The organism is Vibrio fortis, assembly GCF_024347475.1.
Lineage (GTDB): Bacteria > Pseudomonadota > Gammaproteobacteria > Enterobacterales > Vibrionaceae > Vibrio > Vibrio fortis.
The window spans coordinates 2,717,281-2,744,067 of sequence record NZ_AP025487.1; the positions used below are offsets into that span (position 1 = coordinate 2,717,281).

25 protein-coding genes are annotated in these 26,787 nt (G+C 46.0%); 10 read left to right on the forward strand and 15 right to left on the reverse strand.

Going from position 1 to position 26,787, the window contains the following annotated elements; translation table 11 throughout:
* The 3 genes from aceE to ampD form a co-directional block, all read right to left on the reverse strand.
* Positions 1 to 2,664: a pyruvate dehydrogenase (acetyl-transferring), homodimeric type gene (aceE, locus tag OCV50_RS11795; RefSeq protein WP_239841200.1), complete on the reverse strand. Its 2,664-nt coding sequence runs from the start codon at positions 2,662 to 2,664 to the stop codon at positions 1 to 3.
* Between the two features lie 56 nt (positions 2,665 to 2,720).
* Positions 2,721 to 3,488, reverse strand: a complete 768-nt coding sequence (gene pdhR, locus OCV50_RS11800; protein ID WP_239841201.1) for a pyruvate dehydrogenase complex transcriptional repressor PdhR — start codon at positions 3,486 to 3,488, stop codon at positions 2,721 to 2,723.
* Positions 3,489 to 3,936: 448 nt separating this feature from the next.
* Positions 3,937 to 4,485, reverse strand: a complete 549-nt coding sequence (gene ampD, locus OCV50_RS11805) for a 1,6-anhydro-N-acetylmuramyl-L-alanine amidase AmpD (protein ID WP_261903134.1) — start codon at positions 4,483 to 4,485, stop codon at positions 3,937 to 3,939.
* Between the two features lie 148 nt (positions 4,486 to 4,633).
* Here ampD and nadC point away from each other — a divergent pair, with 148 nt between their 5' ends.
* From nadC to yacG, 8 genes are all read left to right on the forward strand, one after another.
* A complete protein-coding gene (gene nadC / locus OCV50_RS11810; protein ID WP_261903135.1) occupies positions 4,634 to 5,524 on the forward strand; it encodes a carboxylating nicotinate-nucleotide diphosphorylase in 891 nt (296 codons plus the stop codon).
* A 253-nt stretch (positions 5,525 to 5,777) separates the two neighbouring features.
* Positions 5,778 to 6,197 (forward strand): pilin, encoded by a 420-nt coding sequence (locus tag OCV50_RS11815; protein ID WP_261903136.1) that lies wholly within the window; start codon positions 5,778 to 5,780, stop codon positions 6,195 to 6,197.
* Positions 6,198 to 6,205: 8 nt separating this feature from the next.
* Positions 6,206 to 7,891 carry a type IV-A pilus assembly ATPase PilB gene (pilB, locus tag OCV50_RS11820; protein ID WP_261903137.1) on the forward strand — a complete coding sequence of 562 codons (1,686 nt, stop codon included), beginning with the start codon at positions 6,206 to 6,208 and terminating at the stop codon, positions 7,889 to 7,891.
* 27 nt (positions 7,892 to 7,918) lie between these two features.
* Entirely contained in the window at positions 7,919 to 9,148 is a 1,230-nt protein-coding gene (locus OCV50_RS11825; RefSeq protein WP_261903138.1) for a type II secretion system F family protein, read from the forward strand.
* Between the two features lie 59 nt (positions 9,149 to 9,207).
* Complete coding sequence (locus tag OCV50_RS11830; RefSeq protein ID WP_261903139.1) at positions 9,208 to 10,077, forward strand: prepilin peptidase; 870 nt, start codon at positions 9,208 to 9,210, stop codon at positions 10,075 to 10,077.
* A 3-nt stretch (positions 10,078 to 10,080) separates the two neighbouring features.
* Positions 10,081 to 10,689: a dephospho-CoA kinase gene (gene coaE / locus OCV50_RS11835; RefSeq protein ID WP_261903140.1), complete on the forward strand. Its 609-nt coding sequence runs from the start codon at positions 10,081 to 10,083 to the stop codon at positions 10,687 to 10,689.
* 32 nt (positions 10,690 to 10,721) lie between these two features.
* Positions 10,722 to 11,462, forward strand: coding sequence for a cell division protein ZapD (gene zapD / locus OCV50_RS11840; RefSeq protein WP_239841209.1), 741 nt, complete (start codon positions 10,722 to 10,724; stop codon positions 11,460 to 11,462).
* A gap of 71 nt (positions 11,463 to 11,533) precedes the next feature.
* On the forward strand, positions 11,534 to 11,731 hold the full coding sequence (gene yacG, locus OCV50_RS11845; RefSeq protein WP_239841210.1) for a DNA gyrase inhibitor YacG: 198 nt from the start codon (positions 11,534 to 11,536) through the stop codon (positions 11,729 to 11,731).
* Positions 11,732 to 12,171: 440 nt separating this feature from the next.
* Here yacG and rplS read toward each other — a convergent pair whose 3' ends face one another.
* The 5 genes from rplS to ffh all read right to left on the reverse strand — a co-directional run bounded on the left by rplS (position 12,172) and on the right by ffh (position 15,838).
* A complete protein-coding gene (gene rplS / locus OCV50_RS11850) occupies positions 12,172 to 12,525 on the reverse strand; it encodes a 50S ribosomal protein L19 (RefSeq protein ID WP_032549758.1) in 354 nt (117 codons plus the stop codon).
* 42 nt (positions 12,526 to 12,567) lie between these two features.
* Positions 12,568 to 13,326, reverse strand: a complete 759-nt coding sequence (gene trmD / locus OCV50_RS11855; RefSeq protein WP_239841211.1) for a tRNA (guanosine(37)-N1)-methyltransferase TrmD — start codon at positions 13,324 to 13,326, stop codon at positions 12,568 to 12,570.
* A gap of 27 nt (positions 13,327 to 13,353) precedes the next feature.
* Entirely contained in the window at positions 13,354 to 13,908 is a 555-nt protein-coding gene (gene rimM / locus OCV50_RS11860) for a ribosome maturation factor RimM (RefSeq protein WP_032549760.1), read from the reverse strand.
* A 27-nt stretch (positions 13,909 to 13,935) separates the two neighbouring features.
* Positions 13,936 to 14,184 carry a 30S ribosomal protein S16 gene (gene rpsP / locus OCV50_RS11865; RefSeq protein WP_004410028.1) on the reverse strand — a complete coding sequence of 83 codons (249 nt, stop codon included), beginning with the start codon at positions 14,182 to 14,184 and terminating at the stop codon, positions 13,936 to 13,938.
* Positions 14,185 to 14,446: 262 nt separating this feature from the next.
* Positions 14,447 to 15,838, reverse strand: coding sequence for a signal recognition particle protein (ffh, locus tag OCV50_RS11870; protein WP_261903141.1), 1,392 nt, complete (start codon positions 15,836 to 15,838; stop codon positions 14,447 to 14,449).
* A gap of 200 nt (positions 15,839 to 16,038) precedes the next feature.
* Between ffh and OCV50_RS11875 the strand changes: the two genes are divergently transcribed.
* Positions 16,039 to 16,833, forward strand: coding sequence for a cytochrome C assembly family protein (locus OCV50_RS11875; RefSeq protein ID WP_239841213.1), 795 nt, complete (start codon positions 16,039 to 16,041; stop codon positions 16,831 to 16,833).
* Positions 16,834 to 16,959: 126 nt separating this feature from the next.
* Positions 16,960 to 18,249, forward strand: a complete 1,290-nt coding sequence (locus OCV50_RS11880) for an HlyC/CorC family transporter (RefSeq protein WP_239841214.1) — start codon at positions 16,960 to 16,962, stop codon at positions 18,247 to 18,249.
* Positions 18,250 to 18,355: 106 nt separating this feature from the next.
* Here the strand turns inward: OCV50_RS11880 and luxS are convergent, their stop codons facing one another.
* From luxS to OCV50_RS11915, 7 genes are all read right to left on the reverse strand, one after another.
* The gene (gene luxS, locus OCV50_RS11885) at positions 18,356 to 18,874 is read right to left on the reverse strand and encodes an S-ribosylhomocysteine lyase (protein WP_032549766.1); all 519 of its coding nucleotides are present in this window, start codon (positions 18,872 to 18,874) and stop codon (positions 18,356 to 18,358) included.
* Between the two features lie 23 nt (positions 18,875 to 18,897).
* Positions 18,898 to 19,497, reverse strand: a complete 600-nt coding sequence (locus OCV50_RS11890) for a transglycosylase SLT domain-containing protein (protein WP_449369359.1) — start codon at positions 19,495 to 19,497, stop codon at positions 18,898 to 18,900.
* Between the two features lie 59 nt (positions 19,498 to 19,556).
* A complete protein-coding gene (gene gshA / locus OCV50_RS11895; RefSeq protein ID WP_261903142.1) occupies positions 19,557 to 21,125 on the reverse strand; it encodes a glutamate--cysteine ligase in 1,569 nt (522 codons plus the stop codon).
* A 99-nt stretch (positions 21,126 to 21,224) separates the two neighbouring features.
* Positions 21,225 to 24,083 (reverse strand): M16 family metallopeptidase, encoded by a 2,859-nt coding sequence (locus OCV50_RS11900; protein WP_261903143.1) that lies wholly within the window; start codon positions 24,081 to 24,083, stop codon positions 21,225 to 21,227.
* A gap of 9 nt (positions 24,084 to 24,092) precedes the next feature.
* On the reverse strand, positions 24,093 to 24,554 hold the full coding sequence (locus OCV50_RS11905) for a YqaA family protein (RefSeq protein ID WP_239841217.1): 462 nt from the start codon (positions 24,552 to 24,554) through the stop codon (positions 24,093 to 24,095).
* Positions 24,548 to 25,498, reverse strand: coding sequence for an NADP-dependent oxidoreductase (locus tag OCV50_RS11910; RefSeq protein WP_261903144.1), 951 nt, complete (start codon positions 25,496 to 25,498; stop codon positions 24,548 to 24,550). Before OCV50_RS11910 ends, OCV50_RS11905 begins: the two co-directional genes overlap by 7 nt.
* 154 nt (positions 25,499 to 25,652) lie before the next feature.
* Positions 25,653 to 26,783, reverse strand: a complete 1,131-nt coding sequence (locus tag OCV50_RS11915; protein WP_239841219.1) for a sodium ion-translocating decarboxylase subunit beta — start codon at positions 26,781 to 26,783, stop codon at positions 25,653 to 25,655.
* Between the last annotated feature and the right edge of the window lie 4 nt (positions 26,784 to 26,787).

The following is a 26,787-nucleotide window of genomic DNA, read 5'->3' on the forward strand; positions in this document are numbered from 1 at the left end:
TTAAGCGTATTGTGGGTTTGTTTTTTCAGTGTCGATGTTGAACTTAGCAATTGCTTCAGCAACTACTGACTTCTCAACATCACCACGTTTAGCCAGTTCAGTTAGCGCTGCAACTACTACGTAGCCTGCGTTAACTTCGAAGTGACGACGTAGGTTCTCACGGCTGTCAGAACGACCGAAGCCATCAGTACCAAGTACTTTATAAGACTCAGTTGGCATGAACGCACGTACTTGCTCAGCGTAGTTCTTCATGTAATCCGTTGCAGCGATTGCTGGCTCGTTACCTAGAACCGTCGTGATGTAAGGTACTTTCGCTTCAGCTTCTGGGTGAAGCATGTTGTAACGCTCTGCGTCTTGACCGTCACGAGTTAGTTCGTTGAACGATGTTACAGAGAATACGTCAGATGCTACGCCGTACTCTTCGCTTAGGATAGTCGCTGCTTTGCGTACTTCGTTCATGATAGTACCAGAGCTCATTAGCTGAACTTTACCCTTAGCACCTTCATGAGACTCAAGCTTGTAGATACCTTTACGGATGCCTTCTTCAGCGCCTTCTGGCATTGCTGGCATTGCGTAGTTTTCATTCATTACTGTTAGGTAGTAGTAAATGTTTTCTTGCTCAGGACCGTACATACGACGGATACCGTCTTGCATGATTACTGCTAGCTCGTAAGCGAATGTTGGATCGTAAGAGATACAGTTAGGGATAGTGTTCGCTTGGATGTGCGAGTGACCATCTTCGTGCTGTAGACCTTCACCGTTCAGTGTTGTACGACCAGCGGTAGCACCTAGTAGGAAGCCACGCGCTTGTTGATCACCTGCTAGCCATGCCATGTCACCAATACGTTGGAAACCGAACATAGAGTAGTAGATGTAGAACGGGATCATTGGCAGATCGTTTGTGCTGTAAGAAGTAGCAGCAGCAACCCAAGATGCCATTGAACCTAGTTCGTTGATACCTTCTTGAAGAACTTGGCCAGATGTTGCTTCTTTGTAGTAAGAAACGATGCCTTTATCTTCAGGTGTGTATTCTTGACCGTGTGGGTTGTAGATACCAACCTGACGGAACAGACCTTCCATACCGAACGTACGTGCTTCATCACAGATGATTGGAACGATGTTCTTACCAATGTTCTTGTTCTTAAGAAGAATGTTCAACGTACGAACGTATGCCATTGTCGTTGAGATTTCACGCTTCTGTGCACCTAGTAGAGGAGCGAACTCTTCTAGCTCAGGAACTTTGAACTCTTGAGTGAAGTTAGGAAGACGAGCAGGCGTGTAACCGTGTAGAGCTTTACGACGAGCGTGCAGGTATTCGTACTCAGCAGAACCTTCTTCCAGTTTTAGGTAAGGAAGTTCAGCTACTTTCTCATCAGAAAGGATGTCTTGTAGACCCAGACGATCACGTAGGTATTGTACGTGAGTCATGTCCATTTTCTTAACACCGTGAGCGATGTTCTTACCTTCTGCAGCTTCACCCATGCCGTAACCTTTAACAGTCTTAGCTAGGATTACAGTCGGCTTGCCACCTGTCTCTTTTGCATTGTTGAATGCAGCGAACAGTTTAGAAGAATCGTGACCGCCACGCTTCAGTTCGAAGATTTGGTCGTCAGTCATGTCTGCAACTAGTGCAGCTGTTTCTGGGTACTTACCAAAGAAGTGCTCACGTACGTATGCGCCATCTTTAGATTTGAATGTTTGGTAGTCACCGTCGATAGTTTCGTTCATTAGTTGAAGAAGCTTACCAGTCGTGTCTTTAGCTAGTAGAGAATCCCAGTTGCTACCCCAGATAACTTTAACAACGTTCCAACCTGCGCCTTTGAATAGACCTTCAAGTTCTTGGATGATGCTACCGTTACCCATAACAGGGCCGTCTAGACGCTGTAGGTTACAGTTGATTAGGAAACATAGGTTGTCTAGCTTCTCACGCGCAGCGAAAGAGATAGCACCACGTGATTCTGGCTCATCCATCTCACCGTCGCCTAGGAAAGCGTATACGCGTTGAGCTGAAGTATCTTTAAGACCGCGGCCTTCTAGGTACTTAAGGAAACGAGCTTGGTAGATCGCAGAGATCGGACCTAGACCCATAGATACTGTAGGGAACTGCCAGAACTCAGGCATCAGTTTAGGGTGTGGGTAAGATGGAACACCTTTGCCATCTACTTCTTGACGGAAGTTATCTAGCTGCTCTTCAGTTAGACGACCTTCAACGAATGCACGAGAGTAGATACCTGGAGAGATGTGACCTTGGTAGTAAACCAGATCGCCACCGTCTGTCTCGTTTGGAGCGCGGAAGAAGTGGTTGAAACATACTTCGTAGAACGCCGCTGCAGACTGGTAAGAAGCCATGTGACCACCAAGGTCTAGGTCTTTCTTAGAAGCGCGCAATACGATCATGATTGCGTTCCAGCGAATAATCGAACGAATACGACGCTCAAGAGTTACGTCACCAGGGTAAGCCGGCTCTTGTGCTGCTGGAATGGTGTTGATGTAGTTAGTGTTGATACCAGTTGGCATATCAACGCCGTCTAAACGTGCCTTTTCTAGAACTGTTTCTAGTAGGAACTGTGCACGTTCTACACCTTCTTCACGTACTACTGACTCAAGAGCTTCTAACCAATCTTGAGTTTCCAGAGCATCAACGTCATGCTTCATGTCAGACATGGCGATCTATCCTTTTTGTTAGTTGGATTCTACTAAACACGTAAAAAGCCGTAGGATTACGACTCTTTACCCTGTTGAATTCGACGAAGTGAACGTTCGCGACGCGACTCTTCTCTTGTCAAATCCAACAATGTTTCTTCGATATAAGCTAAATGAGAATGTGACATTTCACGCGCCTTTTCAGGCTGGCCAGAAACAATCGCATCCACGATGTTAGCTCGATGTATACTCACTTTTTCCACAACGTCTTTTCGACGATGCAACAGCTTTAGATTTTCTAAGACATTTTGCTCAAGTAACGGCGCTAAACTGCGAACGATATGCAAAAGCACTACGTTATGAGCCGCTTCCGTTAAAGCGATAAGGAAAGCCATCACAGCTGCCGATTCAGCTTCAATATCCGCCTTTTCTTGCGCACTTCGAATGTTATCTTGGCACGCTTGAATTCGAGCAAAGTCTTCCTCGGTACCACGCAGCGCAGCAAAGTAAGCAGAAATTCCCTCCATCGCATGACGCGATTCCAACAAGTCTAGTTGGGTTTCAGAGTGAGTGGACAACAAATTCAGGAGCGGATCTGAAAAGCTCTTCCAGATATTTTCACTGACAAACGTTCCCCCACCTTGACGGCGAGTCAGCAAGCGCTTGGCTTCTAAACGTTGTATAGCTTCTCGGATCGAAGGACGAGACACATCGAACTGCTTAGCCAGTTCACGCTCTGGCGGCAGTTGCTGCCCGGGCGCCAGTGTTCCTTCCACAATCAACCTTTCCAACTCTTTTTCGATAACATCGGAGAGTTTTGGCTGACGAATCCTTTGATAAGCCATAGTTTGCTGTTCTTCTTTTTATTTGCTGGTAATTGGTAATACCAATTTTAATTGGTGCAGAAATTAACATAATTAAAACGCCACTGTCCAGCTCAAAATTGACCTGAATCATAGAACACAGTGTGAATTAACCATGATTTAACAAATGAAATTTAAAACAGCAACCAAATTGGTCTTACCATTTACAGCGTTAATACTTTTGGGGAGTGTTCGTGCTAGAAAGTTTCAGGATAAAAATGAAATATTTCAGATTGATTAGATTGCCTTGATTAAAATTCAAACCAAGCGCACAGATTGGGAATAAATCCTATTAATAAATAGTCACATCTGACCTTTTGAAAGATTCATCACACTCTTGAAGAAATAAAAAAGGCTCGCATCCAGAACGGTTACAAGCCCTTAACAATGACGTAAAAACCCATATGCCAACATATGATTATCAGCAAAACTACAGATTTAAGTGTTGACGGTACTTTACCCAGTCAAATGAGAGCCCTGGATCGGTTTTCCTTAACGGGGCAATATATTGATGCCCAGTAATACGCTCAGCGGTGATCTGTGGAAAGCGCTGCGTAATCGCCTTGGTTAGCTCCGCGAGTGCGCGATATTGAAACTCGCTGTAGGAAACAAAATCAGTCCCCTCAAGTTCGATACCAATCGAGTAGTCATTACAGCGCACTCGACCAGCAAAACTGGATTGCCCTGCATGCCAAGCTCGGTCGTGAAAAGAAACAAACTGTACAACCTCTCCATTCCTACGAATCAAACAGTGTGCCGATACACCCATGTTATGAATCACTTTAAAGAAAGGGTGTTCGTCTGGATTAAGCTTACCAGTGAAGAATTGCTCGATATAAGGACCACCAAACTGCCCCGGCGGTAAACTGATGTTGTGAACCACCAGCAAAGAGACATCATCTTGTTGAGGGCGCGCATCATAAAAAGGAGAAGGCACGTGCTTCGCAGCGCTATACCACCCAGTTTCGCTGATCATCATAAATGCCATGCTCCTTACTTTTTCATTACTCAATGTATTATGGCTATCAGTGTGAGCTCAACCAACCTCAAGGCGGGCTCAACCCTTTAATTTGCGATGAAGCAAGAGTATCATTCCTACCCCACTCCCTTTCAAGATTAGATTTGCGATGAAAAACACACATAACAGCCAGCAGCGCCTTGACTACTTAAAAGAACAACTTCCATTAGAGATCTCTCGTGCAGTTGCAGAGACCATTAAAGAAGACCTAGGCGGTACACTGGATCCAGCGGCTGATATCACTGCAAGTCTAATTCCTGCTGATGCAGTAAACAGCGCAACCATCATCACTCGCGAACACGGTATTTTCTGTGGCCAAGCTTGGGCTGACGAAGTGTTTAAGCAGTTAGGTGGCGAAGTGACTATCGAGTGGCATGTACAAGATGGTGACAAGGTTGAACCGAACCAAACCCTTTGCACACTGTCTGGCCCAGCTCGTGCACTGCTTACGGGTGAACGTAACGCAATGAACTTCATCCAGACGCTATCAGGTTGTGCAACAGCAACGGCGGTTTACGCAGATAAAATTGCGCACACAGAATGTCGTCTACTTGATACACGTAAAACCATCCCAGGCCTGCGCAGCGCACTAAAATACGCAGTCGCATGCGGTGGCGGTTTCAACCACCGTATCGGTGTGTTTGATGCCTACCTAATCAAAGAGAACCACATCATCGCTTGTGGTGGTATTGAGAAGGCGATCTCAACCGCTAAAGAGCTTAACCCAGGTAAACCCGTTGAGGTTGAAACGGAGAGCCTAGAAGAGCTTGAGCAAGCGATCAGCGCGGGTGCAGACATCATAATGTTAGACAACTTCACCACCGACATGATGCGTGAAGCAGTTAAGATCAATGCAGGTCGTGCTGCTCTAGAAAACTCTGGCAACGTAACTCTAGAGACGATTGCTGAGTTTGCAGAAACAGGTGTTGATTACATTTCAGTGGGCGCACTGACCAAGCATCTAAAAGCGATGGATCTTTCGATGCGCTTCAAAGCTTAATCTATTGATTAAAAACACATTTAATATTATAGGCATCGTTTTCTACGGTGCCTTTTTTATGTTCGCAATTCCATTATTGAGACACTCTATTTAACTTGGTCGCATAATCTTATGCAGCATATGAAACAAGTTACCAATAAATTCAAAGCGACTCGCGACCTGCTCTGAACGCCATTCCACACGTAGATATCGACTCTTATTCTCTAATTCATCTGGTGCTTGCACTGTAACTAACAAGAAATGGATTAGAACAATGAAAAGAAAACAAACAAAGCAGAAAGGTTTTACGTTAATTGAGTTGATGATTGTGGTAGCGATTATTGGTGCCTTGTCAGCAATAGCTGTCCCTGCTTACCAAAATTATGTTGCCAAAAGTGAAGCGGCATCAGGATTAGCAACCCTAAGGTCGGTGATGACCACTGCAGAGTTGTTTTATCAGGAGAATGGAGTCGCATCTGCAGCAACAGTAGCTGAATTAGGAACAGCTGCCAACGCTAGTGATTTAGGAACAATCACATCTAGTTTATCAGGGGCGCTCCCAACATTATCATTTGAGTTTGGTGCCAATAGTTCATTAACATCTTCAGATACCATTACTTTCACTCGTAGTACTAATGCTGGTTGGAACTGTGCCCGATCGGGGAATGTTCCACAAATTGATGGCTGCCAGTAATTCGTTCAATGCTAACCAATCTCCCCACAGTTCTACGTCAGGCTAACCAGCTTAGTCTGACTCAAGAACAAGTTGTCGAGGAACATGTGCAAGCTTCTGGTGGTTCAACCCCAGAAGCTTTGATTGCTCACGGTTTCTTGAACGCAGAAACCCTTGCCGAACACACTTCTCATATCTTCGGCTTACCTTTGATTTCGCTAGCTGACTACGACTACGAGCTGTTGTGTGAACAGCTTGGGCTGCGCGAACTTATCACCCAATATCATGCAATACCCGTCGCAAAATCAGCGTCAACACTCACGTTAGCCTCCGCCGATCCAACCGACCTACAAGCCGAAGACGATTTTCGTTTTGCTACTGGGCTGCAAGTTGAGCTAGTGGTAGCAAACTATCGCACACTGGAAGGTGCTATTCGGCGACTTTATGGCAAAGCGATTACTCATGGCGAGAGCAATCGTAAAGAGATCACGCAGGATGAACTCGCTCACTTGGTGGAGGTTTCTGATGATGAAGTGAGTAGCGTCGAAGACCTTAGCCAAGACGAATCGCCCGTCAGTCGCTTTATCAATCAAATCCTAGTTGATGCTGTGCGCAAAGGGGCGTCTGATATCCATTTCGAGCCCTATGAAGAGTACTACCGAGTTCGCCTGCGCTGTGATGGCATCTTAGTCGAAACCCAACAGCCCGCAGCCCACCTGAGCCGGAGACTCTCAGCACGCCTTAAAATTCTAGCCAAGCTTGATATTGCTGAGCGACGTTTGCCTCAAGACGGTCGAATTAAGTTAAGACTCAATCAAGAGATTGCCATTGATATGCGCGTCTCTACCTTGCCAACACTGTGGGGCGAGAAGATTGTGCTTCGCCTACTCGATAGCAGTGCAGCCAATCTTGATATCGACATCCTTGGTTACAGTGAACAACAAAAGACACTCTACCTGAATGCTCTGAAACGCCCACAAGGCATGATTCTTATGACTGGGCCGACAGGTAGTGGCAAAACCGTATCGCTCTACACAGGCCTTCGTATTCTTAACACCTCGGAAAGAAACATCTCCACTGCCGAAGACCCGGTTGAGATTAACCTATGTGGTGTCAATCAAGTGCAAGTACAGCCCAAAATAGGCTTTGGGTTTGCTGAGGCGCTACGCTCTTTTCTACGCCAAGACCCTGATATCGTAATGGTTGGTGAAATTCGTGATATTGAAACCGCCGAAATAGCGATTAAAGCCTCTCAAACGGGGCACTTAGTTCTTTCAACACTTCACACCAACTCTGCAGCGGAAACTGTCACGCGCCTTGCACACATGGGAATAGAACCCTTTAATCTCGCGTCATCATTAAGCCTCATCATCGCTCAACGCCTCGCTCGACGACTATGCCCGCACTGCAAAATGGCAGACGATGACCAAACCATTTATCACCATCATGACATCAGTGCTCACCATACCTTTTACAAAGCAAACCCAAACGGTTGCAACGAGTGCAATCAAGGCTATTCCGGACGCGTTGGTATATATGAAGTCATGCCATTCACCGAAAAGCTCAAAGCCAGTCTAATCTCTCGTCCAAATGCTATCGAGATAGAAAACTTAGCTAAGCAGGAAGGTATGCAAACTCTACGAGACGCAGGGTTAGAGAAACTGCTATCAGGTGTGACTAGCTATCAAGAGCTGCAACGTGTTCTCTATATCTAACCCTCTACCAACATCAATGTGAACCCTATGGCAATCAAACCGAAACAATCACAATTAAAAAACTATCATTGGAGAGGAATTAACAGCTCGGGAAAGAAGGTTTCAGGGCAAACCTTGGCGCTCACTGAGCTTGAAGTCAGAGACAAACTTCGCGATCAGCACATTCAGATTAAGAAGATAAAGAAAAAAAACATCTCAGCATTCACTCGCCTGACTCATCGAGTCAAAACAAAAGACATCACCCTGCTGACCCGACAATTGGCAACCATGCTGGCCACTGGTGTTCCCATCATCCAAGCCATCAAGTTAGTTTCAGATAACCACAGAAAAGCAGAAATGAAATCGATTCTGTCGCAGATATGCAAAGGTGTAGAAGCGGGTACCCCCTTATCAAAGGCGATGAGAACCGCGAGCCGTCATTTTGATGACTTGTATACCGACCTTGTCGCGACAGGAGAACTATCGGGAAACTTAGCTGAAGTATTTGAAAGACTGGCCAACTATCGGGAAAAGAGTGAACGCTTAAGATCCAAAGTCATAAAAGCGCTTATCTATCCGGTGATGGTGGTCGTCACCGCCTTAACGGTCTCATTCCTAATGCTAACCATGGTGATCCCTGAGTTTGAATCCATGTTCTCTGGTTTTGGCGCTGATCTGCCTTGGTTCACCGCCAAGGTGATGTCGTTGTCGCACTGGATGCAAGCTTATAGTCTCTATACCCTGCTTGGCTTGGTTGGCATCGTGCTATTCGTGATTCAAGCTCGCAAACGATCCTATTCCATAAGGCTCACCATCAGTCGGCTAGGATTAAAACTGCCGATTATCGGTGGCGTTATTGCTAAAGCCTCAATCGCTAAATTCAGTCGCACGCTATCAACCAGTTTTAGCTCAGGTATCCCGATATTAACCAGCCTCAGAACCACGGCCAAAACCACTGGCAACGTACACTTCGAATCCGCCATTACTGAAGTTCACAAAGAGACCGCGGCAGGGATGCCAATGTATATCGCAATGCGCAACAGCCAAGCCTTTCCAGAGATGGTGCTGCAAATGGTGATGATAGGTGAAGAGTCCGGCAATCTCGATGAAATGCTCACTAAGGTCGCCACCATTTATGAATTCGAAGTAGACGATACCGTTGATAACTTGGGTAAAATCTTAGAACCGGTCATCATTGTTTTCCTTGGTTCTGTCGTCGGTGGTTTAGTGGTTGCGATGTACTTACCGATCTTTAACCTAATGAGTGTGTTAGGATAGGCGATAATCAATGACACACTCATGGCACTCGCCAGTTAGATCCCAGTGGACAGGACACTATGGAAGTATTTCACTACTATCCTTGGCTATTCCCCGTATTAGCTTTTATCTTCAGCCTACTTATCGGTAGTTTTCTCAACGTTGTTATCCATCGCCTACCCATTATGATGGAGCGAGAATGGCAACAAGAGTGCTCAGAAAGCTTTCCTGACTACAAAATCCCTATGCCAGAGGGAACATACAACCTTAGTGTGCCTCGTTCGGCATGCCCAAAGTGTGAAACACAAATTCGAGCTATTGATAACATCCCTGTGCTCAGTTGGTTACTCCTGAAAGGCAAATGTCGAAAATGTTCAAACCCTATCAGCCCACGCTACCCTTTTGTTGAGTTGCTAACTGCAGTGATGTGTAGCTTCGTTGCTGTTCATTTTGGCTTTAGCTACTACGCGCTGGCTCTGATCTTTTTTACCTTTGCCTTGATTGCCGCGACCTTCATCGACCTTGATACCATGTTACTGCCTGATCAAATCACCTTACCGTTAGTCTGGTCGGGAATTGCGCTTGCGTTGTTTGGCATTAGCCCTATCTCCCTTCAAGACTCCATCATTGGGGCAATGGCAGGCTACTTAGCTTTGTGGTCTGTCTATTGGCTATTCAAGCTAGTTACAGGCAAAGAAGGCATGGGCTATGGTGATTTCAAGCTTCTTGCGGCATTAGGCGCTTGGCTTGGTTGGCAGCACTTACCTATGATCATATTGCTCTCTTCGCTTGTTGGTCTCGTATTTGGTTTGATCCAACTGCGACTGAAACAGCAAGGCATCGATAAAGCCTTTCCTTTTGGTCCTTACCTCGCCATTGCTGGTTGGATAAGTCTGATTTGGGGCGAGAACATTATGGCTTGGTATTTTACTTCGGTTTTAGGAATTTAATTTATGGCTACCATTATTGGTCTCACTGGTGGTATTGCTAGCGGAAAAACCACCGTAGCAGACCTGTTTCAAGAGCATTTCAACATCGATATTGTCGATGCCGATATTGTGGCTCGTGAAGTTGTAGCAGTTGGCAGTGACGGACTCCGTCAAATCACTGAACATTTTGGTGAAGCGATCCTTTTAGAAGACGGAACACTCAATCGAGCCAAACTCCGTGAACAGATCTTCAGTAACCCAGAAGATAAAGCGTGGTTAAATGCACTACTTCATCCAATGATCCACAATAAGATTGAAGAAGGGCTGACAAACATTCGCTCTCCTTATGGTTTACTCGTTGCACCTTTACTGATTGAAAACCAGATGCAAGGTATGGCAGATCGCGTTTTAATTGTTGATGTTCCTACAGAAGTTCAGATTCAACGAACCATGAACCGAGACAATGTCTCTGAAGAGCAAGTGAAAGCGATCCTCAAATCACAAGCTTCAAGAGAACAACGTTTAGCTATTGCGGACGACGTGATTAAAAACCATACTAAAAACCAAGATCTTTTGCCTCAAATCACAGATTTACATCAAAAGTATCTAGCAATAAGCACACAAGATCGGTAAAAATAGTCTTATGTTGAATGAAGGTTTGCTTGATGATCACTCATAAATTTGAACATCCTCTAAATGAGAAAACACGTATCTACTTAAGAGTGGAATCCCTCTTGAGACAGCTCCACTTGTCTTCGACATTTTCAGATGCTCAGCAGTACCAACTGTTCTTTCGCTCAATCTTCGATCTGATCGAAATCTTTGAGCAAATTCAACTAAAGAGTGAACTGGCAAAAGACATTGAGAAACAGCGCGTGACTTACAAGAGCTGGCTCAATGTTGAGGGCGTCGATCAAGAGATGCTTACTTCATTGCTAGAAGACATCAGCAATATCTACCGTGAATTAATGCTGGCTGAACGTTTTGGTCAATCTCTCAAAGAAGATCGCTTCCTGAGTGCCATTCGCCAACGCTTTAATCTTCCAGGTGGCTCATGTTGCTTTGACTTACCCGCGCTGCACTACTGGCTGCATCTCCCTATCGATAAGAGAATGAACGATGCAAAAGCTTGGATGGATAGCCTACAGCCTCTGTATGACGCGCTAACCCTATGGTTAAAGCTAACTCGTGAAACCGGCCACTTCCAGCCGCAAATCGCTCGTGCGGGCTTCTTCCAGAGCGATGCAGAGGAAGCCAACATCTTACGCCTCTCGATTCCAATGCAGTATGGCGCGTATCCGATGATCTCTGGACACAAAAATCGCTTTGCCGTGAAGTTTATGTGTTTTGAGAGTGGTCAGGCGTGTACTCAAGACATCGAATTTGAATTGGCTGTCTGCAGTTAAATACCGTATTAAATTGGCTTGAGCCTCGCTCAGGCCTACAATTCTAGAATCACACCCAACTAAGAAACATTATGTCTAAAAAAGTCACCATCGTTAAATGCCCACAATGTCAGAGTGATGTTGAGTGGGGTGAACAGAGTCCACACCGCCCTTTCTGTAGCAAACAGTGCCAGATGATTGATTTTGGTGAATGGGCAGACGAAGAGAATAGCATCGCTGGTGCTCCGGATATGTCTGATAGTGATGGGTGGTCAGAAGACCAGTACTAGATTCGAGATTCGAGATTCGAGATTCGAGATTCGAGATTCGAGATTCGAGATTCGAGATTCGAGATTCGAGATTCGAGAAGATTATTAAGGGTTGGCGTTTGCGTCAATCCTTTTTTGTTGCCGGTGAATTGGTGTTGGCTGAAAGAGACTCTCTACTCCTTCCTTTGTCAGTCTAGGGAATGACGGTTATACGCAGGCTTGTTCTCCAATCGTCATCGAAAAGCTAGATTTCTAATGTCGCTGTCTGGAATGACGGAAAAAGTAGTCCCATTATCAGCTCCTTTAGTTTTTGCTACTAACCTCGTAACTCAAACCTCCCCGTCATCCCCAAGAGTGAAGGACGAGCGAGTTGAGGATCTCTTACTTTCGAAAATCGATATAACACGCACAAAAAAGCGGAGCCAAATGGCTCCGCTTTTATCGATAGAATGCAAAAAGAATTACTTCTTAGCAAGCTTCTCTTTAATACGAGCAGACTTACCAGAACGCTCACGTAGGTAGTACAGCTTGGCACGACGTACTGCACCGCGGCGTTTAACTTCAATGCTATCAACCATTGGAGAGTGAGTTTGGAACGTACGCTCAACACCTTCACCGTTCGAGATCTTACGAACTGTGAATGCAGAGTGAAGACCACGGTTACGAATAGCGATTACAACGCCTTCGAAAGCCTGTAGACGCTCACGGTCACCTTCTTTTACCTTAACCTGAACTACAACAGTGTCACCTGGTGCGAATTTAGGAAGGTCTGATTTTAGTTGCTCTTCTTCAAGAGCTTTAATGATGTTGCTCATTTGTATAAATTCCTAGAATAAACTGATACTAAATTTAATAGGTTACTGCTTGCTTTTCGTTTCAGAGCGATGCTCTTTAATGAATTCAGCCAGTAATTGTTCCTGTTCGTCAGTCAGAGCTAGGTTTTCCAGGAGTTCTGGTCTTCTTAGCCAAGTACGGCCTAGCGATTGTTTTAATCGCCAGCGACGAATGTCCTTATGGTTTCCAGACTTGAGTACCGAAGGCACTTCTTTATCGTCTAGCACCTCAGGGCGCGTATAGTGAGGGCAATCTAACAAGCCATTTGCAAAAGAATCCTCTTCTGCTGACGCGAAATCGCCTAGGACTCCCGGAATAAACCGTGAGACCGAGTCAATTAACGTCATGGCTGGCAGTTCGCCACCCGTCATCACAAAATCGCCAATCGACCATTCTTCGTCGACTTCAGATTGTATGATGCGCTCATCTACCCCTTCGTAGCGACCACAGATAAGAAGTAAATTCTCATTTGTTGCCAACTCCTCAACACCTTTCTGGTCGAGCTTGCGACCTTGAGGTGAAAGGTAGATAACTTTCGTCTTCCCCGGTGATGCTTGCTTGGCAGTATGGATAGCGTCGCGCAAAGGCTGAACCATCATTAACATGCCAGGACCACCACCGTAAGGTCTGTCATCAACAGTGCGATGTTTATCGTGAGTGAAATCGCGAGGATTCCATGTCTCAATCGATAAAAGACCTTTTTTAACCGCTTGACCTGTTACTCCAAAATCAGTAACAGAACGGAACATTTCAGGAAAAAGGCTAATTACGCCAACCCACATGTGTTCTCTCGCTCTGTAATTTTGGAATTAGAATCCAGGATCCCAGTCAACTTCGATCCGTTGAGCTTCGCGATCAACTTTTTTGATCACTTGCTCTTCAAGGTACGGGATTAACCGTTCCTTTTGGCCAAAAGCATCTTTAAGATTTGCTTTCACCACTAGAACATCGTTTGAGCCAGTTTCTAATAGGTCAGTGACCTCACCAAGGGAATAGCCCTTAGTGGTAACAACTTGCATACCAAACAATTCACGCCAGTAGAATTCATCTTCTGACAATTCAGGTAGTGATGCCGGGTCTACAGCGATTTCAAAGTTAGTCAGAGTATGAGCTTCTTCACGAACCTCAAGCCCTTCAAGCTTACACACCATACCTTTGTTATGGCGCTTCCAGCTTTCAACATTGAACTCAACCCACTTACCCTTTTGGTTAATATACCAAGGGGTGTAATCGAATATGCTTTCAGCATTGTCTGTGTAGGAAAAAACTTTCAGCCAGCCGCGAATGCCATAGGTAGCACCAAACTTGCCCATAACAATTTTTTCGTCTTGCTTGCTCATCGTTTCTTTATCCTTCATCGACATAAGCTATGTCTTCTACTTAAAGTAAAATTAAGCCGCTTTTTGAGCGTCTTTAACTAGCTTAGCTACGCGGTCAGATAGAGATGCGCCTTGACCAACCCAGTGGTTAACGCGATCTAGGTCTAGACGTAGACCTTCTTCTTGACCTTGAGCAGTAGGGTTAAAGAAACCTACTTTCTCGATGAAACGGCCAGTTGCTGCATTGCGGCTGTCCGCTACTACGATTTGATAGAATGGACGCTTCTTAGCGCCGTGACGTGCCAAACGAATGGTTACCATGTCGTCCTCTTTGCTTTCTTAATAAATAAATTAACCCCAGAAGCTATTTATCAATAAATAACTTGGGGTCTCGTGCCAAATTAAAGCCCCGGAATTTTACTCTTATTCCGGGGCAATGCAAGGGGTTTAGCTATTTTTTCACCAACAGAGTCTCTGTACACTTTCTGTGACAGAGCTAACACTCTGAAAAGTAACGTAGCGAGCATTTCACTGACTACGCAAACTTAAGCTGTGATAGCTCAAACTTAATAGGAAGAAGGACTTAACGACCGAATGGGTTGAAACCGCCACCCATGCCGCCACCGCCCATGCCACCCATCATACCTTGCATGTTACGCATCATGCCTTTCATGCCACCTTTCTGCATTTTCTTCATCATCTTCTGCATCTGGGTGAACTGCTTAAGCAGACGGTTAACATCTTGTACCTGAGTACCAGAACCTGCCGCAATACGTTTCTTGCGTGAGCCTTTAATAAGCTCTGGGCGCTGACGCTCTTTCATGGTCATTGAGTTGATGATCGCTTCCATTTGCTTGAACATCTTGTCATCAACTTTATCTTTTACGTTGTCTGGTAGCTGAGACATGCCTGGAAGCTTATCCATCATGCCCATCATGCCGCCCATGTTTTGCATCTGACCTAGCTGCTCACGGAAGTCTTCAAGGTCGAAACCTTTCTTCTCTTTGAACTTCTTAGCCAGTTTCTCTGCTTTATCTTGGTCTACGTTTTTCTGTAGGTCTTCGATAAGAGACAGAACGTCACCCATACCTAGAATACGAGAAGCAACACGATCTGGGTGGAACGGTTCTAGTGCATCGGTTTTTTCACCCACACCCAAGAACTTAATTGGCTTACCTGTGATATGACGAACAGACAGCGCCGCACCACCACGAGCATCACCATCGACCTTAGTTAGAATCACACCCGTTAGCGGAAGTGCATCACCAAAGGCTTTTGCTGTGTTCGCCGCATCTTGACCTGTCATTGCATCAACAACAAACAGCGTCTCAACTGGGTTAATAGCGGTATGTAGCTCTTTGATCTCGCCCATCATCTCTTCATCGATGGCTAAGCGACCTGCGGTATCGACAAGCAGCACGTCGTAGAATTTCTTCTTCGCGTGGTCAATCGCTGCATTCGCAATATCAATAGGCTTTTGATCTGCAGACGATGGGAAGAAATCCACACCAACATCCGCAGCTAATGTTTCAAGCTGTTTGATCGCCGCTGGACGGTAAACGTCGGCAGAAACAACCAGTACTTTCTTTTTATCGCGCTCGGTTAGGAGCTTAGATAGCTTACCTACCGATGTGGTTTTACCCGCACCTTGTAGACCAGCCATCAAGATCACTGCTGGCGGCTGCGCAGCAAGGTTCAGAGCCTCATTCGACTCACCCATTACCGCTTCAAGCTCAGCTTGTACGATCTTAATAAATTCTTGGCCAGGAGTTAGAGATTTAGAAACCTCAACACCTACCGCGCCTTCTTTAACGCGCTTTACGAAATCACGGACAACCGGTAGTGCAACGTCGGCTTCCAGTAGCGCCATACGTACTTCACGTAGCGTATCCTTGATGTTGTCTTCGGTCAGACGACCTTTACCGCTGATATTCTTCAGCGTTTTGGATAGACGATCCGTTAAATTATCAAACATAGTTTTCTCTTCGCTCAATCCTGCGACTATTACCGAGAGTATACATTAGCGTGGAATAGAGTCACACCCGTTGTCTGCGGTTAATAATGACGGTGTGTGATATAGGGCGCTGTTCACTAATAAATGAGTGAGGTTCACCATAGCCCAAAAGGGCGATGCAGGGTATAATTCGTGAATTAGTAATCATTTAAATGGATACCATGGACAGTCTAATTGCGATCGCAGCAGCCTTTCTATACATAATGGCCATATCCACGATCATCCCAGGTCTTGTACACCAAACAGGAATCCGTGCCAAAACGGTACTGGTGAGCGCGTTTCTTGCTATCGCTTTTCATGCTTGGTTGCTGGGCGACTTAATCTTTAACGCCGGCGGTCAAAATCTCAGTATTCTCAATGTTGCCTCATTGATCAGTTTCATTATCTCGCTAGTCATGAGCGGGGCAATGCTCAAGAACCGTTTGTGGTTTATTCTCCCTGTCGTATACAGCTTTGCAGCCCTAAATTTGTTAGCCGCAGCATTTCTCCCAAGTACTTTTATTAAGCATTTAGAGAACGACCCTAAACTGCTGATGCACATTTCTTTAGCGCTGTTCTCATACGCGACATTAACCATCGGTGCCCTGTATGCAATGCAGTTAGCATGGCTGGATTACAAGCTTAAGAAGAAAAAAGCGCTAGTGATTAACCCAAACCTTCCACCACTGATGATGGTAGAAAGGCAGCTGTTCAAAATCATTCTTATTGGTAACGGCCTACTGACGGGTACGCTATTAACTGGCTTTATTTTTGTTCAAGACATGTTTGCTCAAGGCAAAGCTCACAAAGCGGTACTCTCTTTTATCGCTTGGGTGATCTACTCGATTCTGCTTTGGGGTCACTACCAGAAAGGTTGGCGAGGCCAGAAAGTCACTTGGTTTGCGCTAGCGGGTGCAACCTTACTGACACTCGCCTACTTCGGTAGTCGCTTTGTTCAAGAAATCATCCTGAATTAATAGTTCGATATAAAAGGCAAGGTACACACCTTGCCTTTAATGTATGGCATACTTTACATTCAGTTGACATCTCGACCTGCATCGGTCATAAATTAATCAAGATACAAATTTAGGAAAGTAATAGTTTTGGACGACATATCTACGGGTATCTTATTTGCGCTACTCGCGTGTCTCATTGTAATTTCTGGTTATTTCTCAGGTTCTGAAACGGGCATGATGTCCTTGAACCGCTACCGTTTGAAACACCTATCCCAATCGGGTCATAAGGGTGCGCGTCGTGTAGAAAAACTTCTGAGCCGTCCTGACCGCCTCATCGGTCTTATCCTTATCGGCAATAACCTCGTTAATATTCTCGCTTCAGCCATTGCGACCATCCTAGGTATGCGTATCTATGGTGACCTTGGTGTGGCTATCGCAACGGGTGCCCTGACCTTAGTGGTTCTAGTTTTTGCTGAAGTCACCCCAAAGACCATCGCATCTCTTTACCCAGAGCGCGTCTCTTATGCCAGTAGTATTGTCTTAACGATCCTGATGAAGGTGCTATCACCCCTCGTCGTACTGGTTAACTTCATCACTAACGGTTTTATCCGCATCATAGGCGTCAAGGCAGATCACGATGCAACTGACCACCTGAGCTCCGAAGAATTAAGAACCGTAGTTAATGAAGCGGGTACTCTGATCCCACAACGCCACCAAGATATGCTGGTCTCTATCTTAGATCTTGAGCACGTAACCGTGAATGACATCATGGTGCCTCGTAATGAGATCACAGGTATCGACATCAATGATGACTGGAAATCTATCGTTCGCCAACTGACTCATTCACCTCATGGTCGCATCGTGCTGTATCGCGATCAGATCGATGAAGTGGTTGGGATGCTGAGATTGCGTGAGTCATACCGCTTGATGCTAGAGAAGAATGAATTCAACAAAGAGACGCTTCTGCGCGCTGCCGATGAGGTCTACTTTATTCCTGAGTCGACACCGCTGAATATTCAGCTGCTCAAGTTCCAACGCAATAAACAGCGCATCGGACTGATTGTGGATGAATACGGTGACATCAACGGTCTTGTTACGCTAGAAGATATCTTGGAAGAGATTGTGGGTGAATTTACCACCTCAATGACACCAAGCCTATCAGAAGAGATCACACCGCAGAGCGACGGCAGCTTCCTCATCGAGGGCAGCGCCAATATTCGAGACATTAATAAAGGTCTTCAATGGAGCTTACCTACTGACGGCCCGAGAACACTAAACGGTTTGATCCTAGAGCACCTAGAAGACATTCCAGAGAGCCATCTAAGTGTTCAAGTTGCACGTCACCCAATGGAGATTGTGGAGCTGGAAGAGAATCGTATTAAATTGGTGCGTGTTTTCCCGCAAATCATGCAGGAAACCACCAGCTTTAATACTTAGCCACAAAACAGACTAACGTTATAATCATTGCTGTCTCAGCTGACACAAAAAAGCCCTGTTCTCGTTGAACAGGGCTTTTCATTTCAAGAGCGGTAATAAAACGAACTTAGTCGACCTTAAGCTCTTTTAGCATAGACTCCGGAAGAGCTAGCTCATCATTTTTGTTCACTGAGATACCTGCATCTAGAATGGCTTTCGCGATCTCTTTCGCTTCTTCTAGTGAGTGCATTGCTGCTGTACCACACTGGTATTCATTCAGCTCAGGGATCTTGTTTTGGCTCTCAACTTTAAGCACATCAGCCATTGCCGCTAACCAAGCATCAGCCACTTGCTGCTCTGAAGGTGTACCAATCAGGCTCATGTAGAAACCTGTACGGCAACCCATTGGAGAGATGTCGATGATTTCAACTTGCTCGCCATTTAGGTGTGCACGCATGAAGCCAGCATAAAGGTGCTCAAGAGTGTGAATTCCTTTCTCTGACAGGATATCTTTATTGGGTGCAGTGAAACGTAAATCGAATACTGTGATCGTATCTCCTTTAGGAGTCTGCATGGTTTTTGCCACACGTACCGCAGGTGCATTCATGCGTGTGTGATCCACAGTAAAACTATCTAATAAAGGCATTCTTCTTCTCCATGACGGTCGGTTTAGAAAAACCAACTCCGGTTGTCTTCCAGTTCTTGGCGGCATTGCTTCAGTTGCCAACCATAATCTTTCGCTTGCTGCTCAACTTTGCGAGCCACCTTAATCAATGACGGCTTGCTGTTATAGGTTTTGCGTTTATAGCCACCACGACCTTCGTGATAAGCCAAATACTGATTGTATGGGTCCCATAAAGAGAGCCCTAATTGACGACGCGTTTCATTGGTATACCAGCCAATGAACATTAATGAGTCATCAAAATTCGTGCGAGAGCCACCGTGTCCTGTCGCTTTTTGAAAGTCCTGCCAAGCCGGATCTTGCGCCTGAGCATAACCATACGCACTGCTAACATGTCCCCACGGAATAAAACCTAGTAGGTAGTCCTTCGGAGGACGAGCATCATGTCGAAAGCTACTCTCTTGCTTAACAAAGGCCATCGCCACGTTAATTGGCGTACCCCACTCTTCTTGCATATCGAGTGCATCGTCATACCAAGAAGGGTTCTCGCGGAAAATACTACACAAGTTGTCCTGTTTCTTAGGTGGAGGGGTTGCACAACCGGCTAGTAGGCTTACCGCAACCCCAACAGAGATCCAAGATAACAATGGTCGACGCTTGTTTATTGATACAGGTTGATTCCTTTCCACCACAAACTCGCTATTCGCTACGCTTTAAGGTACGAGAAATAATCGGCCAAGAAGCTATCAAAGTCTTGAGTGCTCGCTTCTTCGACCTGTTTCTGGGCCATGACTGAGCGTGCAACCTCAGACTCCATTAACTCCGCTGAATAAACTTGGTATTGGTGCTCGCGGTGAGTTTGAGCATACTGTTTACCTAGCTCGCAACCAACCTTACCTAAACCACCGTGTTTCTTGGTTTCTTCTAAAAGTTGACCAGAAATCGTCAGTTCAGGATTATCAATCCAAGCTTCAAGGGTATCGCACGTCTCTTGGTAAGCGCGACCGCCTTGCTCAGCATCCATCAACTCAGCAATCACTCGCAAGTCTTTAAACACGCGCTTAGCCCAGTCTTGCAGTGACAGTTTCTCACCATGACAGCCGATTTGTAGCTCTAGGCCAACTTGACGACCTTCAAGGATCACCTTGTTCCAGTTATCACGCCAGCATTCCAGTTCACAGTTATCCATCTCTGCAGAGTCAGAAAGAACGCTCCAAGTTAGGAATAGGTCTAGGAAGCGCACTTGCTGCTCAGTGATACCGATTGAGCTGAATGGGTTAACATCCAAGGAGCGAACTTCAATATACTCAACGCCACCGCGCGCCAGCGCTTCTGACGGTTTCTCACCACTCTTCGCCACACGTTTAGGACGAATTGGTGCGTACAGTTCATTTTCGATCTGTAGAACATTGCTATTTAGCTGACGGTATTCATCGTCAACTTTAATCCCGATTTCAGCAAACTCTTGCGATGGAGTACGAATCGCTTTATTCAGCCCTTCAAGATATTGGTCTAAGCTGTTGAATCCAATCTTAAGGACACTTTGTGCACTGTTGGTGTAACCAAGATCACTTAGACGCAGTGCTGTTGCTTTTGGTAGGTAAAGCGTGCCACCTAGCTGCTCAAAAGGCAGTTTAGTTTCACGGCCTTTGATGAATGACGAGCACAGGGCTGGTGACGCACCAAAGAAGTAAGGGATCAACCAACCAAAACGGTAGTAGTTACGAATCAAACCAAAGTACGCATCCGACTTAGCATCACTGCGCTCTTGTTCAGTTTGCTCACCAAACAGACTATCCCAGAAGCTTTCTGGGAACGAGAAGTTAAAGTGAACACCTGAGATGATCTGCATCAGGCTGCCGTAACGACGCTTTAGACCTTCACGATACAAGGTTTTCATTTTACCGGTATTCGACGAGCCATATTGAGCCAACTGGATGTCGTCTTCGCTACCTACGTAACAAGGCATCGACAGTGGCCATAATTTTTCACCATCTAACTTAGTTTGAGTAAAGTGGTGAATGTCTGATAACTGGTTCAGAAGTGTCGGAACATCATTCGAGACCGGCGTGATGAATTCGAGTAACGATTCAGAAAAGTCCGTTGTTACCCACTCGTTGGTTAACGCAGAACCTAAAGCTTCAGGGTGAGGACCAGTCGCTAGACGACCATCTTCCTTGTAGCGGAGCGTTTCCCTCTCAACACCACGACCAAACTGAGAAAAGGTCTTTGGGTTGGTTGCAACTTGCTTCAGTCGCGCAGCAAAATCAGTCAAAATTCAGTTCACTTATCTTATATCGTTCTGATTAGAACTATCATAATTGGTTGGGAGAGAAAAACAGCTTCTCTCTTTTCTCTCCCATTAATGTGTACTCTAACGAATGATTTCAAGCTCTTCTATGGGAATATCTAACTTTTCTAGTTGTGGACGCAGTGAAGCTGCATCACCCACGACAATAATTTGATAATCATTCGGATCAAACCAGCGTTTAGCGAGTTCATTAAGCTGCTCTTTGGAGACGTTGTCGACAATCTCGTTGCGCTGCTTAAGGTAGTCTTCATCAAGGCCTAAGGTCACAATGTTACTCAATAGCCCCGCTTTCTGGCTTGGTGTTTCGTATTTGAGTGCATCTTGTTGACCGACGGCAAGGCGCATAAATTTCACCTCTTCGTCAGTTAATCCGCTTTGGCTAAACTCATTCAGCTCATTAACGAACTCTTCAATTGAAGCCACCGTCGCATTGGCTCGTACTTGAGCACTGAATACCACAGCCCCTGTTTCACGATTACTTGCGAAGTAGCCGCTTGCCCCGTAGGTATAGCCTTTATCTTCACGTAGGTTCTGATTCACTCGGCTATTGAAGTTACCTGCAAGGTTGAAGTTCGCTAATTGAGCGAGGTACTGTTCACCAGTCGCGTCAAAAGGCAGACCTTTGCGTACTAAGCGAACAATACTTTGTGGCGCGTTTGGCTTATCGACCAAATACAGATGTTGGCCTTCCAACGGCGTAATGATCTGTGGGCGCGTCAGTGGTGCAGCATCGCCCTGCCACTCTTTAAAGAAGTTTAGCTGCTTTTCAGCCTCTCTTTTCGAGATGTCACCTACAATAACAATATTCGCCCCTTCAGGAGTATAGTGCTGATTGTAAAACTCTTTTACATCATCCAGTGTTAACGACGCCAAAGACTCCTCAGTACCATCACTCGAGCGAGCGAACAAGCTGTCGCCAAACAACACTTCACGAGTCGCCTGAGATGCCATCCAGCTCGGCTGCTGATGCTGATAAACCACACCCTCTAGCATCTGTCTTTTGACACGAGCAAAGTCTTGTTCATCAAACTTAGGACTAAACAGCACCTCTTCTACGATCGCCAGAGTCTGTGCTAGGTTCTTCTCCAATGAAGATACAGAGATATCTGTGGTGTAGCTGCCCGCACTGATGCTGACACTGCTACCCAGTTTATCGAGCGTCGCTTGCAGCTCTTCAACGGTACGCTGCGTTGAGCCCTCTTCCATCATCGCTGCCGTTAGATTCGCTAAGCCTTCCTGTCCTTTTGCCACGTAGCGCTCACCAGCTGGTAGCTGGAACTGTAGCTGCACCGTTGGTGTTTCAGTTGTCACTGTACCAATCAGTTCCGCGCCATTTTCATAGTGGACACGGTACAGATCAGGCATAGTAGCAGTGACACCAAACGTCACTTCAGGCATCACACTGCGATCAAAGGTATTCGGTGCTTTTCTAAACTCAAGCTGGTCTTCGGTTACCTTGGTATATTCTGGTAGCGTGCGAGGTGGCGTTTCAAAGGTCGCTTCACGCACCGCTAAATCTAGCTGGCGACGAGGGACAACGCTTAACGTCACTTTGTGTTTGCCTTGAACAAAGTCTTGATAAGCTTTGGTCACGCTCTCTGGGGTCACTGCTCGAATCTGCTCTAGCTGAGACTCGATGCGATCTGGCTGGCCGTAAAAGGTTTCATTCGAGGCGAGTTGAGACACTTTTCCACGAACACTCTGCAGAGCAAACACTGCGTTGGCTTCCGCCATGCCCGTAATTTGATCAAGTCGCTCCTGATCAACCCCCTCTTTAGAGAACTTATCCAGCGTACCCAAAAGCGCTTGATTCAATACTGTTAGGTCGCCTTTCTTACCCGAGTCGCCCATCGCGTACACATACAGGGTACATGCAAGCTCACCACAATCATGGAATGAACCCGCGCTGACCGCTTTCTGAGTCTTAACAAGGTTTTGGTACAAGTAGCTGTTGGTGCCTTTACCTAGAACGTTAGACAAAGCATTTAGTGTTGCCTGCGTCTCTTCACCACGGTAGGTCGTGGGCCAACCAACCAAGACCATTGGCTGACGAATGTTATCTTCTAGCGTGATGTACTTGTCTTCGGTTAAGACTGCGGGTTGCTTCTCAGTCTTTTCGACTTCTGGTCCTTTGGGAATCGGTCCAAAGTATTTGTTTACCCACTCAAGCGTATCCTCTACATCGATGTCACCACCAATGGTCAATACCGCGTTATTTGGGCCATACCAACGCAGGAAAAAGGCTTTAAGATCATTTACATCAACACGATCAAGGTCTTCGACATAACCGATAGGTTGCCAAGAATAAGGGTGTCCTTCAGGATACAGCGCTTCACCCATGCGTTCCCACATCAAGCCATAAGGACGGTTTTCGTAGGTTTGAGCGCGCTCGTTTTTCACCGTATCTCGTTGGATCTCAAATTTTCGTTGAGAAACTGCATCCAACAAAAAGCCCATGCGATCAGATTCCAACCACAGCATCTTCTCTAGTTGGTTCGACGGCACAGTTTCAAAGTAGTTGGTGCGATCTCGATTAGTGGTACCGTTCAGAGTACCACCCGCTTCGGTGATGATCTTAAAGTGCTCTTGGTCACCCACGTTCTCAGAGCCTTGGAACATCATATGTTCAAAGAAGTGAGCAAATCCCGATTTACCAATCTCCTCTCGAGCTGAGCCAACATGATAGGTGACGTCAACATGCACCAAGGGATCGGAGTCATCTGGTGAAAGAATTACCGTTAGACCGTTCTCTAACTGATATTTAGTGTATGGAATAACCACTTTGTCGCTCGAAGGTTTCACCTCATCAACAAGGGTGACGCCTTCAGGCAGTGAAGAAAACAGGGAAGTTGAGCTAGGTACTTGATGAGAACACCCTGCGAGGGCAATAAGAGAAAATGTACCCAGTAAAACCTTCTTCATAGGTTCTCCTTAGAAAAAACCGAAATAGATGCCAGCCAATAAGCTGTAACGCGCAGCCTTGCCGATCGCAATCAATATCAGACTCGGTAAGAACTTCATTCGAAGCCAACCTGCAGCCAGACACAAAGGGTCACCAATTATAGGTAACCAACTAAACAATAAAGTCCAATAACCATAGCGACGTAGCCAAGATATAGCTTTATGACCATGCTTCTCGGATTGAGTTCGATTAGGTAACCATAAACCAATCCAATAGTTGGTTAATCCACCGAGGGTATTCCCCAAAGTAGAGACCAAAATAATCGAGAAAGTAGAAAATTGATTGAGGCTCAAAGCAGCAATGAGACTGGCTTCTGAACCTCCGGGTAACAGTGTGGCACTGAGAAAACCACTAATGAACAGTACCCATAGCGCAGAATCAGAGAACCACAGCGCTATGGCTTCAAACATTGAATTAAATGATTCTAACACTTCATATCCAGTAGGACCTTGCCTCGTGTATGACCAGTTTCAACCTGTAGATGCGCCGCTTGTGCTTCGTCCATAGGGAAAATGCGTTGAACTTCCGTTTTCAACAAACCAACACTCACCATGTACAACATTGTATCCATCTGTTCTGGTTGTGGCTCAACAAGCATTCCACTTGCGGTGAAACCGAGCAGTTTAGCCTTTTCACAGATAAGCTCTGCCGAAAGCGTTGGCACGGTTACCACGCGCGCGCCATCTTTAAGACACTTAAGCGCATCAAGAGCTGTGTCACCACCGACTAAGTCAATCAATACATCAACATCAGACACGCGTTCAGAAGCAGGGGCAAACTGATAATTAATGGCATGAGCGCCAAGTGTTGCTAGGTAGTCCAGGTTAGCCTCGCTGCAAGTGGTATAAACCTCAGCTTTTGCAGCAACTGCAATCTGCACCGCTAGGTGACCGACACCACCCGCACCCGCCAATATAAGAACGCGATCGCCCTCTTTGACCTCAGCTTTGTTTAGTGCCTGTGCAGCAGTTTGGCTAGCCAATGGCAGTGCTGCCGCAGCTTCTAGAGTGACAGAGTCTGGCACTGCGCTTAAGGCACTCTCTGACACCGCAACGTATTGACTATAGCCGCCACCTTGAAGAGGGAACCCAATAAAGCCAGCAACATTGGCTCCGACAGAGAATCGCTCCGCCGACTCGCCACACGCAATCACTTGACCCGAAATATCGTAGCCAGGCACCCAAGGAAGATTGTCTTTGTTCTGTGCCGCCGCCCAACCTAGTCCCGCTCGGGTTTTAACATCAATTGGATTTACTCCAGAAAACGCAACCTTAACCACCACTTCACCCTCTTGAGGTTCAGGTATCGCACGGGTTTGAAGTACAAGGTTTTCTACCCTGCCAAATTCGGTAATCGCTATCTGTTTATTTTCCATCTCAACACGTCCCTAATTAGTTAAAACCTAACGAATAAAAGAAAGGGATGCACAAGCATCCCTTCGACTATAAACCATTTTGTTAGGCTAAGTTAACCACTGGTTTGAAAAATAACCACCAATTAACTCAACCGTTTGGCTAGATGTAACCCGGTTAACCAACCAGAGCCAACAAGATACCTGCGGCTACCGCACTTCCCAATACGCCCGCTACGTTTGGACCCATAGCATGCATCAGTAGGAAGTTTTGTGGGTTAGCCTCAAGACCAACCTTGTTCACTACACGTGCTGCCATTGGTACCGCTGATACACCTGCAGCACCAATAAGCGGGTTGATGTCTTCTTTAGAGAACTTGTTCAGTAGCTTCGCCATGAGTACACCACCTGCAGTACCAATACTGAAGGCAACAGCACCTAGGCCAAGAATACCAAGAGTCTCTAGATTCAAGAAGGTATCCGCTTGTAGCTTAGAACCCACACCTAGGCCAAGGAAGATAGTCACCACGTTGATCAGCTCGTTTTGAGCCGTCTTTGATAGACGATCGACCACACCCGCTTCACGCATCAAGTTACCTAGACAGAACATACCGACTAACGGCGTTGCCGACGGTAGGAACAGAATCGTCATCAGCAATACAGCAAGAGGGAAAAGAATCTTCTCACCCTTACTTACGTGACGCAGTTGAGCCATCTGAATCTTACGCTCTTCTGGAGACGTTAGTGCCTTCATGATTGGCGGTTGAATAATTGGAACCAGTGCCATGTAGCTGTATGCCGCTACGGCGATCGCACCCAATAGATCAGGTGAGAGCTTACTCGCCAAGAAGATCGCAGTCGGGCCATCGGCGCCACCAATGATCGCAATGGATGAAGCATCTGCCATCGTAAATTCCATACCTGGAATGTAGTTGAGCAAAATCGCACCAAATAGAGTCGCAAAGATACCAAACTGCGCAGCTGCACCAAGCCATAGTGTTTTAGGGTTAGCAATCAAAGCACCGAAATCGGTCATCGCGCCCACACCCATAAAGATCAACAGTGGGAAGATCCCAGTCTCGATCCCGATGTAGTAAACGTAGTACAGCAGACCACCCGGCTCAGTAAAGCCAGCGTTTGGAATGTTCGCCAGCACGGCACCGAAACCGATAGGTAACAGTAGTAGTGGTTCAAATCCTTTACGAATTGCCAAGAACAACAGTAAGCAGCCAACCAACATCATACAGATTTGGCCAAACTCAAAGTTGGCAATCCCCGTTTCAGACCATAAGGTCATCAATCCTTCCATGGTA